Genomic DNA, 14,331 nt, shown 5'->3' with positions numbered 1-14,331 from the left:
CCTGCGGGCGCCCTCTCTTTATTCGCGGCAACCCGGCATCGGGATGTACGGCAGATAGGCTCTTGCCGCACGGCCAGCTCAGCTCCCCGGCTGGGCCAGCTGCTGGCGGTAGCGCTGGGGCGAGCAGCCGAGCTCCCGGTTGAACATGGCGATGAAGGCCGAAGTGGAACCATAACCGAGCCGCCAGCCTATCTCTTGAATGGGCAACTCCCCCTTGAGCCAGGCCAGCGCCTTGAGCAGCCGCAGCCGCGCCCGCCACTGGCCGAAGTTCATGCCGAGCTCGCGCACGCAGCGCCGGGCCAGGGTGCGCTCGGTGCTGTGCAGTTGCCCGGCCCACTGCGCCAGGGTGCGCGGATCCGCAGGATCGCTGCGCAGGGCCGCCAGCATGGGGGCCAGCAGCTTGTCCTGACTCATGGGCAGGTAGCTCTCCTGGCAGCGGGCGCGGCCGAGCTTCTCCACCAGCAGCTCGGCCTGGCGCCTGTCCCACTCGTCCGCCATGTGCCCCAGCCTGCGCTCGCAAAAATCCGCCAGCATGGCGCGGATCAGCGGCGTCATCTCCAGCAGCCGGGGCTCGGTGGGCAGTCTGGCGGCCAGGGCATGGCTGACGTAGATGGAGGTGTAGTCGAGGGCCTGCTGGTTGTAGGAGGCGTGCTCCAGGTTGGCCGGTACCCAGATGAGGTAATCCGCCGGCGCCACCAGCCGTTGCTCGTCCAGCACTATCTCCATCACGCCGAGGCTTATCATGCTGAGCTGGCCCCAGGGGTGGCTGTGGGACGCACAGGCACTGTCGGCCTGGATCTGCTGGTAGCGCAAGTAAAGTGGATTGGGTTCGGACAGCTCGAGATCCTTGGGGTGATAGTGGTGTGTCGTCATTTTCTGCCCTGCTGGTGAGAGAGACGGCCATCAGCCCTGCCGAGGCCGCCAGCCAGCCTCTGCGGATGACGCCGACAGAGCGGATTGGGCTCGGTCAGTTCGGTATCCTGGCGCTGATACGGATTCGGCCCCATGGGTTGTCCTTTCTGCGGGATAGATTGTCAGTTTTACGTTACTTGATGACAGAAAGACAGGGGTAGACTGATGATCTGATATTAAGGAACCTTCCATGCGACTCTTCTCCCCCCTCCTGTTCCCCCTGCTGGCGGTGCTGATCTGGGCCACCAACACCGTGGTCTCCAAGGCCGCGGCTGGCGTTGTCGATCCCGCCGCCATCTCCTTCTACCGCTGGGTACTCGCCGCCCTGACGCTCTCCCCCTTCTGCCTGCCACAGCTGTGGCGGCGCCGCGCCGAGATCCGGCCCTGGCTCGGCAAGCTGTTGATACTCTCCCTGCTCGGCATGGTGCTCTATCAGTGCCTCGCCTACTACGCCGCTCACAGCACCTCGGCCACCAACATGGGGGTGATAGGCTCACTGCTGCCGCTGCTGACCCTGCTGATCGGAGCCTGCTGCTTCGGTCAGAAACCCGGCAAGCAGGCGCTGCTCGGCATGAGCGTTTCCCTGTTCGGGGTGTTCTGGCTGCTGAGTCAGGGCCAGCCGCTGGCGCTGTTGCACAACGGCATCAATCCCGGCGATGGCATGATGCTGCTGGGGGCCGCCAGCTATGCGCTCTATGGCCTGCTGATCCGCCGCTGGCAGCTGCCGTTTGGCCCCTGGCTCAACCTCTATATGCAGATCCTGCTGGCAGTGCTGCTGCTGATCCCGGTCGCCCTCAGCGCCGAGTCGCTGGTGGTGCCGCAAGCAGGCTGGAGCATGGTACTGTTTGCCGGGCTCGCCTCCTCCCTGCTGGCGGCCTACAGCTGGATGCGCGGGCTGGCCAGTCTGGGGCCTGAGCGCACCTCGGTGTTCATGAACCTGATCCCGCTGCTGACCGCGCTGATCGCCGTCGTCAGCCTGGGGGAGCCCATCCACGGCTATCACCTGCTCGGCGGCGGCCTGATCCTCGGCGGCGTCATGTGCTCCCAGCTCAAGCCGAGGCAGCGTACTCCGCTACTGGAAGAGGCTTAAGCCGCAGGGGTCGCAAGAATTTCGGTAAAAACCGACAGGAAACTCGGCCAAAACTGCCCAAAAACAACGAGGGAGCCCAGGCTCCCTCGTTGTTTTCAGGTTTTGCTCTGTTTTCCTAACCGGCCCGGCGCCAGTGATAACGCCGCTCGGGGCGCCCCCGTTGGCCGCAATCGCTGAGATCCACGTCCAACTTGTCCCCTGCCCCAATCTTTTCGATTTCTCTAACCGGCCCGGCGCCAGTGATAACGCCGCTCTGGGCGCCCCCGTTGGCCGCAATCGCTGAGATCCACGTCCAACTTGTCCCCTGCTCCAATCTTTTCGATTTCTTAACCGGCCCGGCGCCAGTGATAACGCCGCTCGGGGCGCCCCCGTTGGCCGCAATCGCTGAGATCCACGTCCAACTTGTCCCCTGCTCCAATCTTTTCGATTTCTTAACCGGCCCGGCGCCAGTGATAACGCCGCTCGGGGCGCCCCCGCTGGCCGTAGTTGAGATCCACGTCCAGCTTGTCTTCGGACTCCAGAAATTCCAGGTAACGGCGCGCCGTGGTGCGGCTGAGGGACAGACGCAGCGCCACCGTGTCGGTGGAAAAGGCCGTGTCCGGCTCCCCCGCCAGCAACTCCAGCACCTGGCGCAAGGTGATGGCATCGATGCCCTTGGGGGTGTCGCGCACGTCCCTCGGCTGGATGCGCCCCTTGCCCATCAACCGATCGAGGTCGTTCTGCTCCAGGGAGCCGCGCTCGCACAGGCGCCGGTGCAGGGTCAGGATCTCGTCGAGACTCTGCTGGATGCGGAACAGCCGCAGCGGCTTGATGATGTAATCCTGCACCCCCAGGTTGAGGGCCTGCTGGATGGTCTCCACATCGCAAGAGGCGGTGACCATGACCACGAAGACCTCCCGGTTATGATTGCGCAGCCGGTTGACCCACTCCAGCCCGGAGCCGTCGGGCAGGGAAATATCCACCACCAGCAGTTGGGGTTCGGTGGCGCGCATCATGAGATCGGCCTGGGCCAGGCTCTCGGCCCGCCCCAGCAGGGAGTAGCCCGGAGTCGAGGAAACCAGCTCGGCCAGGATGGCCCCGATCCGCTCGTCGTCCTCGATAATAAGGGTGAAAATTGGCTTCATGGCTCACACCAATTGGTTTTTATTCAAATAGATACCGAACAGTGTCGTCTGCTCGGCGGTGCGTCGCCATTCTATCACACCGCCACGACGGGCCACGGTCTTCTTGACCAGAAAGAGACCTACGCCATGATCGCCGGTCTGGCGACTGACACCGTAATCGAACAGATGATCCGCCAGCGCCTCGTCCACCCCCTCGCCGCTGTCCTCCACCTCGATCACCAGCCGCCGGCCGAAGTCATCGATGGAGATCAGCACCCTCGGCGGAGTTGACTGGCGATTGGTCCAGGCGGCGCGAATGCCGTTGTCCAGCAGGTTGCCGATGCAGGTGATGAGATCCGCCGACACCTCGGCCGGGTACTCGCCAAGCGCCGAGCCCGGATCCAGCACCAGATCGACCCCGAGCTCCCGCGCCCGGCTGAACTTGCCGAGGATGAGTCCGGCCACCGGCTTGTTCTCGATGGAGCGCAGCAAGTCCTGCAACATGGTCTGGCAGGCCTCGTTCTCCTGCTGGATGAGCTCCACCGCCTCGTCCACATGACCGAGCTGCAGCAGGCCGGAGAGGCTGCTCAGCTTGTTGGCAAACTCGTGGGTCTGGATGCGCAGCATCTCGGCATACTGGCGCAGGTGAGTCACCTGCATCCCCAGGCTGCCGGTACCATCCGGGCGGCTGAAGATGAGCATGCGTCCCGGCTCACGGCCGCTCAGCTCCTGCCAGTGGCCGACGAACGCCTCCCCCTGTACCGTGAAGTTCACGCCGCCATCCTGGGTCAGGGCCGGCAGCAGGCTCGGAGCCAGCTCCGCCAGGGACTGCCCCAGCAGGGCGTGACGGCCGGTGCCCGGCAGCCGCAACTGGTAGAAGGCTGCGCTGTTGAGCATCTTGATCCTGTGCTGACCGTCGAGGGCGATGATCCCCTCCGAGATCCCCTCCAGCACCAGATCCTGCTGGGCGAAGCGATTGACTATGGTCTCCGGCTCCAGATCCAGCAGGGTGCGCTTCAGCCGGTGCTGCAGCCAGAACGCCAGCAGCAGGCCGCAGCCCAGCACCGCGCCGATGGCGCTGATGAGCAGGGCGATCCGCTCCAGGTAGATGCCCTCCACCGTCTGCATCAGGTAACCCACCGCCACCGCGCCGATGGCGCGCCCGTCCGCCCCTATCACCGGCGAGAAGCAGCGAATGGCCGGGCCAAGCGTGCCCTCGGCCTTGGAGCAGTAACTGCGCCTGTCCTGGATCACCGGCCAGATGTCCTGCCCGCGGAAGGTTCCGCCGACCAGCTCGGGGGAAGGATGGCTGAGGCGGCGGGCATGCTCGTCGGTCACCACCATGTAGGCGGCATCGGTACGCTTGCAGATCCTCTGCACGTAGTCACGCAGGCCGGGATCGCTGCCCCGTTGCAGGGCCTGCACCACCCGGGTATCCGCCGCCAGCACCCGCGCCAGATCGCTGCCCTTCTCCTGCAGGTTGCTCTCCAGCAAATGGCGGATGAAGAGGGCGAGCAAGCCGCCCAGGATCACGATCAGCAGCAGTGACAGCCCGAGGGAGAGGGTGACCAGTTGGTGGCGCAGTTTCATCGATTAGCCTTGGATTTCAGGAAGCGGACCAATAGTGCGGGCGCCACCAGGTCTGGTCAATAAGGGCGGCGGGATCGCCGACGAAATCGGCCAGTCCCTCGTCGCGGGCGCAGAGCGCCACCGCCCTGGCCACCGCGCGGGCCACCTCCCCTACCTGCTCGATGGGGGGCAACAGCCGCCCCTCGGCCAGCGGATAGGCACCCACCGCACGCACCGCCGCCTGCAGCATGCCATCGCTGATGCGGCGCGCCTTGACGGCGCAGGCGCCGAGGCCGATACCGGGGAACACATAGACGTTGTTGCACTGGGAGACCACCCGCGCTTCCCCCGCCACGGTCACGGGGGCAAAGGGGCTGCCGGTGGCGAGCAGGGCACGGCCATCGGTGGCCTGCCACACCTGTGCCGGGGTCGCCTCGGCGCTGCGGGTCGGGTTGGAGAGCGGCAGTATCACAGGCCGCTCGCACACCTCTCCCATGGCCGTCAGCACCGCCTCATCAAACAGCCCGCCCTGGCCGCTCACCCCGATCAGCACCCCGGGGCGCTGGCGCGAAATCAGCGCGGGCAGCTCGGCGCAGGCTTCCTGTGCCGAGCGGGCGAAGGGCTGCTGGGACGGCGTCAGATTGGCGCGATCCCGGCACACCAGACCGTCCTGATCGAACAGCCAGACCAGCTCGGCGCCGCCCGCCAGCTGGGCCAGCATGGCGGCGATGCCGCAACCTGCCGAGCCAGCCCCGACGATCAGCACCGGGGTGTCGGCAAGGGCGCTGCCCGCCTGCTGCAAGCCCGCCAGCACGCAGGCCGAGGCGACCGCCGCCGTCCCCTGAATGTCGTCGTTGAACATGCACAGCTCGTCTCTATAACGGGCCAAGAGGTTGGCGGCGTGCTTGCCGGCGAAATCCTCGAACTGCAGCACCACCTGGGGCCAACGGCGACGGATGGCCGCCACCACCTTGTCCATGAAGTGGTAATAGGGCTCGCCGTCCACCCGTGGCGCCTGCCAGCCGAGGTAGGAGTCATCCTCCAAGAGCTCAGGGTTGTTGGTGCCGACATCCACACACAGCGGCAGGGTCCGCGCCGGGTTGATGCCGCCGGCGGCGGAGTAGAGCGCCAGCTTGCCGATGCAGATCCCCATGCCGCCGATGCCGAGATCGCCGAGCCCCAGCACCCGCTCACCGTCGGAGATGACGATCACATCCACCTCCTGCTCCACCGTCGCGAAGATGTCGTCCAGATCGTCCCTGTCATGCCAAGAGAGATAGAGACCGTGGCTGCGCAGGTAGAGATCGCTGTGGCGCTGGCAGGCCTCCCCCACCACCGGGGTGTAGATGATGGGCAGCAGCTCCGGCAGGTGGTGGCGCACCAGATCGTAAAACAGCACCGGGTTGTCCTCCTGCAGCTGGCGCAGCAGCAGGTGCTGATCAAACGGGCTCTGCATGGCACTGACCAACCGGTAGATGCGGCGGCGTTGCTGGGACAGCGACTCCTCCTTGTGGGGCATGCGCCCCATCAGGCCCTGACGCTTGCGCTCGGCATAGGGCAAGCTGGTGCCCATCATGATGTCGTTCATATTCGATTCCTTATGCCAGCAGCGAGATGAGCAGGGTGGCCAGGATCAACATGACGGCCCCCCCGAGACGGGAAGAGATCTGGGCGAACGGCATCAGCTTCATGCGCTGGGCCGCCGACAGCACGGCCACGTCGCCGGTGCCGCCCATGTTGGCCATGCACAGGCCGCCGGTGATGGCCGCCTCGATGGGATAGAAGCCGATCATGCGCCCCACGACGGCCGCCCCCAGGGCGCCGCCAACCACAGTGGTCAGCACCATGATGAAGTAGTTGACCGAGAAGGCACCGATGAGCTCGGGGATGCTGGTGTAGGCGACCCCGATCCCCACCAGCAGGGAAGGCGTGAGGTTGCCGACCACGAACTGGTACCAGTCGGCGGCCGCCCGCTCGTAGCGACGGGGCAGCACGCCGCTCACCTTGATGATGGCCACCGCCAGGATCATCAGGGCGAAGGGGTGCATGGGGATGAAGTTGCCGAGCAAGGAGCCCAGCACGAACATGCTGGAGCTGATGAAGAGGCCGAGCCCCAGGCTCTCGAGAGTCGGTGCCTGGACCTGTTCGTCGGCCATGCTCTCGCCGCTCTCCTTGATCATCAGCTTGCCGTTGCCGGTCAGGGAGGGATAACGGCGGCCGAGGCGGGCCAGCATGGTCCCCACCAGAATCGCCAGGGTATTGGCGATCACCACCGCGGGCACCATGCGTGACAGCAAGTCGGCGCTGGACATCTGCAAGGGGCCGGAGAGGATCTCCACCAGCGGCACGGCGCCGGCGCCCATGCCACCGCCCATGATCGGCAGACCGATGAGCAGCACCGCGTTCTTGAAGCCGTAACCCAGCAGGGAACCGACCAGACCGACGCTGAGCAGCGCCAAAGCCACCCCTCCCAGGATCACCGGCAAGTAGCGCATGGCGGCGTTTTTCAGCAGGGCGCCGCTCATGCCAAACACAGAGCCGGTCACCAGGCTGGCGATGAAGAAGTTGAGAAAGCCCCCCTCCTTCATGAAGCCGATGATCACCTGACCCGCCTCGACCGGCAGGACCCGATATTCGAACAGGGCGGCGCCGCCGAAGATGGCGAGTATGGTGCCGCCCCCCAGGTATTCACGGATGGGGGTGATGCGCTCGCCGAGCTCGGTCAGCAGGGTGCCGAGCACGAACATCAGCGCCAGGGCGCCGACCATGCCGAGCGGCAAGGATCCGTTCCAGCCGGAGAACAGGACGCAAGTAGCCAGCCCGAGGAAGATCATCATGGGCATGCCGGCAATCTGTTGGTCGCTCCAGGCGACCTTGGCTTGTGCTTGGGGGGTAGAGAGGTTTTTCATTGTTATGCTCCAGCGTGTGGTGTGGCGCTACTCTAGTGATCCTCCCCGGCGCTGTCGGTTAGCGGCCTTGCAAAGCAATATAAAAACATTGAAACCTTAAGCACCATTCCCCCGCCACGCCTGGCCTGGTCGGCAACCCTCCCTGATCACTTTCCCGTTCGCAGCGGGACCCTTTCACGCCTCCTTACCCCCAGAAAGCTGAACGTGAGCTGTATCACAGTATTTACTTAGCCTGCGAAATAAATATAATGCTTAGCAGGCTAAGTATATGAGGCGTCTGTCATGGGAAAAGATCTGGAAATGCTGCGGGAATTGTCGCTCCCCGAGCGCCTCGGGCGACTGCATCGCTTGTGGCGTACCGTGGCCGACCTCGCACTCGCGCCCCTTGGCCTGACGCACCCGCGCTGGACCGCGCTGTGGAAACTCAGCCGACTCGGCGGCCATCTCAGCCAGAAGACCCTGGCCGAGGCGCTGGAGATAGAACTGCCCTCCCTGATGCGCACCCTGGGCCAGCTGGAAGAGCAGGCTCTGATCGAACGCCACTGCTGCAGCCAGGACAAGCGGGCCCGCATCGTCACCCTGACCCCGGCCGGCAAGGCGCTGCTCGACCAGATCGAGGATCACATCCTGGACATACGCCAGGACCTGCTCGCCGGCATCAGCCAGCAAGAGCTGACGCAATTTGAAGACATAGTGCACCGCATCAGCGCCAACGCCCTTGGCAAGATCGGCACCCAGCATAAAGAGAGAGAATAAGATGACCCCGGATCAACAATTCAAGCGCTGGATCAAGTGGGCCATTGCATGCTTCACCCTGGTGTTCGGCTACTTCCTGCTGGCCGACCTCAAGATGCCGCTCACCCCGCAAGCCATGGCCACCCGGGTCGTCACCAAGATGGCCCCCCAGGTCAGCGGCAAGGTGATCTCGGTCGCGGTGGACAACAACCAGCACGTCAAGCAGGGTGATCTGTTGTTCGTGCTCGATCCCGTTCCCTTCGAGCTCGCGGTCGAACAGGCTAGGCTCGCCCTGGCCCAGGCCGAGCAACAGAATCGCCAACTCGATGCGACCTTGAGCGCCTCACTCGCCGAATACAGCGCGTTGCAAACCCTGAGCGCCCAGAAACAGCGGGAGGCGGCGCGCATCGATGCGCTCTATCGCCGCCACATGGTGGCCGAGCAGCAAAAGGACGATGCGGACAGCGCCGCCCGCACCGCCCACGCCAATCTGCTAGCAAGCCAGGCCCGCATGGAGCAGATCAAGGTCAACCGGGGCCTGCCCGGTGACGACAACCTGCTGCTGCGCCAGGCCAGCAACCGCCTCGCCCAGGCCGAGCTCAACCTCGCCTACAGCCAGGTCCACGCCAGCCAGGATGGCATCATCACCAACCTGCAGCTCAAGCCGGGCAGCGTCGCCACGGCAGGCGCCCCCCTGCTGGCGCTGGTGTCGGAGCAGGTGGATGTGATCGCCGATTTTCGCGAGAAGAGCCTGCGCCATGTCAGCCCCGGCAGCCAGGCCCTGATCGCCTTCGACGGCGAGCCCGGTCGCCTCTATCCAGCCCGGGTCGCCAGCCTGGATGCCGGGGTCAGTGCCGGTCAGTTCGATGCCAACGGTCTCCTGGCCAACCCCGTCGAATCGGATCGCTGGGTGCGCGATGCCCAGCGCCTGCGCCTGCACCTGACGCTCGAGCAGTTGCCCGAGCATCTGCCGGCCGGCGCCCGAGCCACCGTCCAGCTGCTGCCAGACAACGCGCTAACCGCTCTGTTCGCCCGCGGCCAGATCCGCCTGCTCAGCCTGCTGCACTACATCTACTGAGATGACGACCATGAACCTGTGGCACAGGCCCCTCACCGCCAACGAGCTGCGCCAGTGCCTGCGCATCGCCTTTGGCTGCACCCTGGGGTTCCTGCTCTGCAAGACCTTCGGCTGGAGCAACGGGGTCTTCTTCACCGTGACCCCGGTGCTGCTGCTGGGGATGATCCCGGTGATGAACGGCCATGCCGCCCGCCAGCTCATCGCGTCCGCCGTGATGTGCGGGCTGGAGGTGGGTCTGCTGGGGGGCTTGTTCGGCAGCCACCCAGGGCTGATGCTGCCCATCGTCTTCCTGCTGTTTCTCTATCGCTTCGCCGCCATGTCCCGTGGCAGCCTGTTCCTGTTTGGCGCCAACGGGGTGCTGAGCCTCAGCATCATGCTGCACTTTGCCAGCTACCCCGGAACAGATCTGAATGACCTCATCTTCGCCAACATCTGGGCCAGCATGTTGTCGGTATTGATCGCCTACCTGATGACGGCCCTGATCCCGGACGTGGAGGCAAGGCCCAAGCCCACCGCCTCCCCCAAGGCACCGCACCGGATGCGGCATGAGGCGCTGCTTGGCGCCAGCATCGCCACCCTGTCGTTCCTGGTGTTCCAGCTGTTCGACTTGCGCGACTCCATGTCCGCCCAGGCCACCACCCTGCTGCTGCTGTTCCCCATGCACTGGAACGGGGCCCTCGACTACGCCCGCAAGCGGGCCATGGGCACCCTGCTGGGGGTAACTTTCGGCATCTTAGGCCAGCTGGTGCTCTACGACTGGTCCGGTTTGCTGGTGCTGGTCACCCCGCTGCTCTGGCTCGGTGCCATGCTGTTCAGCTATGCCCACGTGAAGGAGGCGAGCGGCTCCGGGGTTGGGTTCGGTGCTCTCACCACCCTCGGCATCCTGTTTGGTCAGTACCTGACCCCGGGCAACGATCTGGTGTTCAGCGCCCTCTACCGGGTGAGCAGCATACTGTTTGCCATCGTCGTCACCCTGCTGGCCTGTTATCTCATCCACCGTCTGCTCAACCGCTTCGAGGCGACTCGATTCGGCTATTGAACCCTTTTCCAATGGCAAAGGATCTGCTGCCTTTTCGCCCCGCTATCTCTGCGGGGCGTTTTTTTGTCCGCCCGCTGACGCATCCCGACGCAGTGGCGCCACAGCGCCATTGCAGCCCGCCCTCAAGCTGTTAGGATCAAACCCATATGACACCGAAGGAGGAATCAACATGAAACACGCCAAGCTCTCTCTACTGGGGATAGGGGCCCTGGCCCTGCTCAGCGGCTGCGAAGCGGGGGCCGGCAAGCTGGCGGTGACCGGCGGCGATCCGACAAGCTACCTGTGCGAGCAGAACCAGAAGGTACAGGTGCGCTACTTCTCCCTCTCGGACGACAGCCTGAACTTCATCAAGCTGGCCCTGCCCGATGGCAAGGACTACACCCTGCCGCAGGCAGTCTCGGCCTCGGGGGCCCGCTATACCGACGATCATGAGGTTGTCTGGTGGAACAAGGGGAAGGAAGGCTTCGTGGAGATGCGCGATCAGAACGGTGAGTGGCAGAGCCTCTACAACGACTGCAAAGAGCAGTGATCGGCCGCCAGCAGCGCTGGCTCTTCCCCTAAACGAAACACCCCGGCCAGGCCGGGGTGTTGGTTATTGAACGTTGGCCTCTTTGAGTATCGGATGACTCAGGCGCGCTTGTCGGTGACCACCAGCCAGAGCGCATGCACCATGCCGGGCAGACCGCCGAGCAGGGTCAGCACTATGTTGATAAAGAAATGGAGGCTCAACCCCACCTGGATAAAGGCACACACGGGGGGCAGGAAGATGGCCAGCAGTATCTTGAGCAGATTGTTCATCTCGTCTCTCCTCGTCAAAAATGTTTCGGGGTTGGGCTAACCATAAACAGCCTTGGCCTCAACTGCAAACCAGACAGGGGATAAGCTCCGCCTTTTTTCGCCAGGCGTTGAGATCGTGGATCAGCTGGTTGCTGCTGCCGCGCCACAGCAGACCGGGATCCGCCAGCCCCTTCTCGAACTTGCCGTCCACCAGCACATCCAGCAAGGCCACCAGCTCGCGCTGGGCCGGGTTCAGCTCTGCCAGCAGATAGCCGGTCCAGCACCAGATGTCCTTGCCGGGGCACTCGGCCCGCACCCGTTTCACCAGTGCCAGCACCTGGGGCACGTTGGCGGGATGCAGCGGATCGCCGCCGGAGAGCGACAGACCGCGGCGTTTGATGCGAGTGTCGTTGAGATCGCTGACGATGCGATCGCTCATGGCCTGATCGAACGGCTTGCCACCGTCGAGCCGCCAGGTGCTCTGGTTGTAGCAGCCGGGGCACTGATGCTCGCAGCCGGAGACAAACAGGGTGGCACGGGTGCCGGGTCCGTTGATCACATCGACCGGGTAGTACTGGTGGTAATGCATCCTCTCTCTCCTGCCTTGCTCAGCGGACAACGCTCATACCGGCGCCATGAAAATGGCCCCTTGGATCAGGGGCCAGCCATTCATCTCGCGCCGTTTACATATGCTTGACCCGGCGCTTCACCTCTTCCTGCTTGCCCGCGTTGAAGGGACGCGCATCCGGGCTGCCGAGGTAGCCGCACACCCGGCGGGTCACCGACACCCTGGCCGGTTCGTGGTTGCCGCAACGCGGGCAGGTGAAGCCCTTGGAGGTGCACTCGAACTCGCCGGTGAAGCCGCAGTCGTAGCACTCGTCGATGGGGGTGTTGGTGCCGTAATAGGGCACCTTGTCATAGCTGTAGTCCCAGACGTTCTCCAGCGCCTCCAGGTTGTGCTGGATGTTGGGGTACTCGCCGTAACAGATGAAGCCGCCGCTGGCGATGGGCGGATAGGGCGCCTCGAAGTCCAGCTTGTCGTAAGGGTTCACCTGCTTCTCCACGTCGAGGTGGAAGCTGTTGGTGTAGTAACCCTTGTCAGTCACCCCGGGCACCACGCCGAACTCCTTGGCGTCGATGCGGCAGAAACGGGTGCAGAGGTTCTCGCTCGGGGTGGAGTAGAGGCTGAAACCGTAGCCGGTCTCGTCCCGCCAGGCGTCGGTGGCCGCCTTGAGGCGGGCGATGATCTCAATGGCCTTCTGGCGCAGCACGGCGCTGTCGAACAGGTGAGTCTCGGCACCGAACAGCGCGTTGATGGTCTCGTGCACGCCGATATAACCCAGCGAAATGGATGCGCGGCCGTGCTTGAAGATCTCGCTGACGTTGTCGTCGGCCTTGAGCCGCACCCCGCAGGCACCCTCCATGTAGAGGATGGGAGCGACCCGCGCCTTGACGCCGTCGAGCCGCTCGATGCGATACATGAGCGCGGCCTTGGCGACCGCCAGCGCGGCATCCAGCCGGACCCAGAAGTCAGCCTCGTCCACAGATTTCAGTGCGATGCGCGGCAGGTTGAGGCTCACCACCCCGATGTTGTTGCGTCCCTCGTGCACCAGCTCGCCGTTTTCCTCGTAAGCGCCGAGGAAGGATCGGCAGCCCATGGGGGTCTTGAAGGAGCCGGTCACCTTGACCACCTGGTCGTAGTTGAGGATGTCCGGGTACATCCGCTTGGAGGCACACTCCAGCGCCAGCTGCTTGATGTCGTAGTTCGGATCGCCGACCTTGTGGTTGAGGCCGTCTTTGATGGCGAACACCAGTTTCGGGAATACCGCGGTCTTCCTGTTCTTGCCAAGGCCGGCGATACGGTTGCCGAGGATGGCGCGCTGGATCAGGCGGGACTCCCAGCTTTTCCCCAGACCGAAGCCGAAGGTGACGAAGGGGGTCTGACCGTTGGCGGTGTGCAGGGTGTTCACCTCGTACTCCAGCGACTGGAAGGCGTCGTGACACTCCTTCTCGGTGCGGGCCATGGCATAGGCGTCCACGTCCGCTATGCCCCACTCCTCGGCCACTTCCCGGTGTTTCTGCCAGCTGATGGTCACATAAGGCGCCAGCACCTCGTCGATGCGATTGATGGTGGTGCCGCCATAGATGTGGCTCGCCACCTGGGCGATGATCTGAGCGGTCACCGCGGTGGCGGTGCTGATGGATTTCGGGGTATCGATCTCCGCATTGCCCATCTTGAAACCGTGGGTCAGCATGCCCTGCAAGTCGATCAGCATGCAGTTGAACATGGGGAAGAAGGGGGAATAGTCGAGATCGTGGAAGTGCAGATCGCCGCTCTCGTGAGCCTGTACCACGTCACGCGGCAGCATGTGGCTGGTGGCGTAGTGCTTGGCGACGATACCCGCCAGCAGGTCGCGCTGGGTCGGGATCACCTTGGAATCTTTGTTCGCATTCTCGTTGAGCAGGGCCGCGTTGGTCTGCTCCACCAGGCCGCGGATCTCCTGGGCCAGGCGGCCGCGCGCCTCGCGGGCCTGATCCCGGTCGTGTCGGTATTCGATGTAGGCACGGGCGATGGCCTTGTCGTCGGATGCCATCAGATGGTTCTCGACCCGGTTCTGGATCTCGTGGATGTCCACCTCACCGCGTTCTTCCAGCTCCTGACTGACGGCGGTGGCAACCCGCTCACCCAGCGCCGGATTGGCCTGGCCGACCGCCTCTGCCGCCCGGCCCACTGCCTCGGCAATCAGCTGGGCATTGAATGGTGCGCGACATCCATCACGTTTGATCACAACCGGTTTCATGCGTTTTCCCCGTTTTAAAGGCCAGGCTGTCGCCCTCGGCTTACCCTTGTTTGGTCCCCTCCTCCGCGCTCGGTCCCCGGCGCAAATAAATTCAGCCGAGGCTTGACAAGCCAGGGCTGACGGTGAGAAGGAAACAGCTTATACACAGCTTAACAACACAATATATGGGTGTTTTCTTTGAATGCACCCCTATATGTGGTGTCTATTAGGCACCAAAGCGATGTCGCCTTTCTTGATCCAGAACAGGTTTTGAGAGGAGTGGAACAGTTCACGACCAGTCAAAAAAGCCCCCCTTCGAGGCGATCCCAGACGGGGTGC

At 64.0% G+C, this 14,331-nt stretch carries 14 protein-coding genes; 5 read left to right on the top strand and 9 right to left on the bottom strand.

Features of this window, described 5'->3' with window-relative positions; translation table 11 throughout:
- Nucleotides 1–78: 78 nt before the first annotated feature.
- Together ACZ9IL_RS01630 and ACZ9IL_RS01625 are read right to left on the bottom strand one after the other, a co-directional pair.
- A complete protein-coding gene (locus ACZ9IL_RS01630; protein ID WP_476001921.1) occupies nt 79–873 on the bottom strand; it encodes an AraC family transcriptional regulator in 795 nt (264 codons plus the stop codon).
- Complete coding sequence (locus tag ACZ9IL_RS01625; protein WP_476001920.1) at nt 870–1,007, bottom strand: hypothetical protein; 138 nt, start codon at nt 1,005–1,007, stop codon at nt 870–872. Before ACZ9IL_RS01625 ends, ACZ9IL_RS01630 begins: the two co-directional genes overlap by 4 nt.
- Nucleotides 1,008–1,102: 95 nt before the next feature.
- Here ACZ9IL_RS01625 and ACZ9IL_RS01620 point away from each other — a divergent pair, with 95 nt between their 5' ends.
- The gene (locus tag ACZ9IL_RS01620) at nt 1,103–2,002 is read left to right on the top strand and encodes a DMT family transporter (protein ID WP_476001919.1); all 900 of its coding nucleotides are present in this window, start codon (nt 1,103–1,105) and stop codon (nt 2,000–2,002) included.
- A 431-nt stretch (nt 2,003–2,433) separates the two neighbouring features.
- On the opposite strand, the gene ACZ9IL_RS01615 is transcribed toward ACZ9IL_RS01620, so the two are convergent.
- From ACZ9IL_RS01615 to ACZ9IL_RS01600, 4 genes are read right to left on the bottom strand one after another with little or no spacing between them, the layout of a single operon-like run.
- Nucleotides 2,434–3,126, bottom strand: a complete 693-nt coding sequence (locus tag ACZ9IL_RS01615) for a response regulator (RefSeq protein WP_476001918.1) — start codon at nt 3,124–3,126, stop codon at nt 2,434–2,436.
- 3 nt (nt 3,127–3,129) lie between these two features.
- Nucleotides 3,130–4,695, bottom strand: coding sequence for an ATP-binding protein (locus ACZ9IL_RS01610; RefSeq protein ID WP_476001917.1), 1,566 nt, complete (start codon nt 4,693–4,695; stop codon nt 3,130–3,132).
- 16 nt (nt 4,696–4,711) lie between these two features.
- Nucleotides 4,712–6,262, bottom strand: a complete 1,551-nt coding sequence (locus ACZ9IL_RS01605; protein ID WP_476001916.1) for an NAD-dependent malic enzyme — start codon at nt 6,260–6,262, stop codon at nt 4,712–4,714.
- A 10-nt stretch (nt 6,263–6,272) separates the two neighbouring features.
- Nucleotides 6,273–7,583 (bottom strand): 2-hydroxycarboxylate transporter family protein, encoded by a 1,311-nt coding sequence (locus tag ACZ9IL_RS01600; protein ID WP_476001915.1) that lies wholly within the window; start codon nt 7,581–7,583, stop codon nt 6,273–6,275.
- Between the two features lie 282 nt (nt 7,584–7,865).
- Here ACZ9IL_RS01600 and slyA point away from each other — a divergent pair, with 282 nt between their 5' ends.
- The 4 genes from slyA (at nt 7,866) to ACZ9IL_RS01580 (ending at nt 10,964) form a co-directional block, all read left to right on the top strand.
- Nucleotides 7,866–8,339, top strand: coding sequence for a transcriptional regulator SlyA (slyA, locus tag ACZ9IL_RS01595; RefSeq protein ID WP_476001914.1), 474 nt, complete (start codon nt 7,866–7,868; stop codon nt 8,337–8,339).
- A gap of 1 nt (nt 8,340) precedes the next feature.
- Nucleotides 8,341–9,396, top strand: a complete 1,056-nt coding sequence (locus ACZ9IL_RS01590) for an HlyD family secretion protein (protein ID WP_476001913.1) — start codon at nt 8,341–8,343, stop codon at nt 9,394–9,396.
- Between the two features lie 10 nt (nt 9,397–9,406).
- Nucleotides 9,407–10,435 (top strand): DUF2955 domain-containing protein, encoded by a 1,029-nt coding sequence (locus tag ACZ9IL_RS01585; protein ID WP_476001912.1) that lies wholly within the window; start codon nt 9,407–9,409, stop codon nt 10,433–10,435.
- 169 nt (nt 10,436–10,604) lie between these two features.
- Nucleotides 10,605–10,964, top strand: a complete 360-nt coding sequence (locus ACZ9IL_RS01580; protein WP_476001911.1) for an MliC family protein — start codon at nt 10,605–10,607, stop codon at nt 10,962–10,964.
- A 98-nt stretch (nt 10,965–11,062) separates the two neighbouring features.
- Here ACZ9IL_RS01580 and ACZ9IL_RS01575 read toward each other — a convergent pair whose 3' ends face one another.
- From ACZ9IL_RS01575 to nrdD, 3 genes are all read right to left on the bottom strand, one after another.
- A complete protein-coding gene (locus ACZ9IL_RS01575) occupies nt 11,063–11,233 on the bottom strand; it encodes a YqaE/Pmp3 family membrane protein (RefSeq protein ID WP_033128704.1) in 171 nt (56 codons plus the stop codon).
- 58 nt (nt 11,234–11,291) lie between these two features.
- On the bottom strand, nt 11,292–11,801 hold the full coding sequence (nrdG, locus tag ACZ9IL_RS01570) for an anaerobic ribonucleoside-triphosphate reductase-activating protein (protein ID WP_476001910.1): 510 nt from the start codon (nt 11,799–11,801) through the stop codon (nt 11,292–11,294).
- Nucleotides 11,802–11,895: 94 nt separating this feature from the next.
- Nucleotides 11,896–14,013 carry an anaerobic ribonucleoside-triphosphate reductase gene (gene nrdD, locus ACZ9IL_RS01565; RefSeq protein ID WP_476001909.1) on the bottom strand — a complete coding sequence of 706 codons (2,118 nt, stop codon included), beginning with the start codon at nt 14,011–14,013 and terminating at the stop codon, nt 11,896–11,898.
- Nucleotides 14,014–14,331 lie beyond the last annotated feature (318 nt).

This window comes from Aeromonas sp. TECH754 (assembly GCF_056279295.1).
Note: the sequence above shows the minus strand (reverse complement) of the source record. Positions and strands in the feature narration are given on the sequence as shown.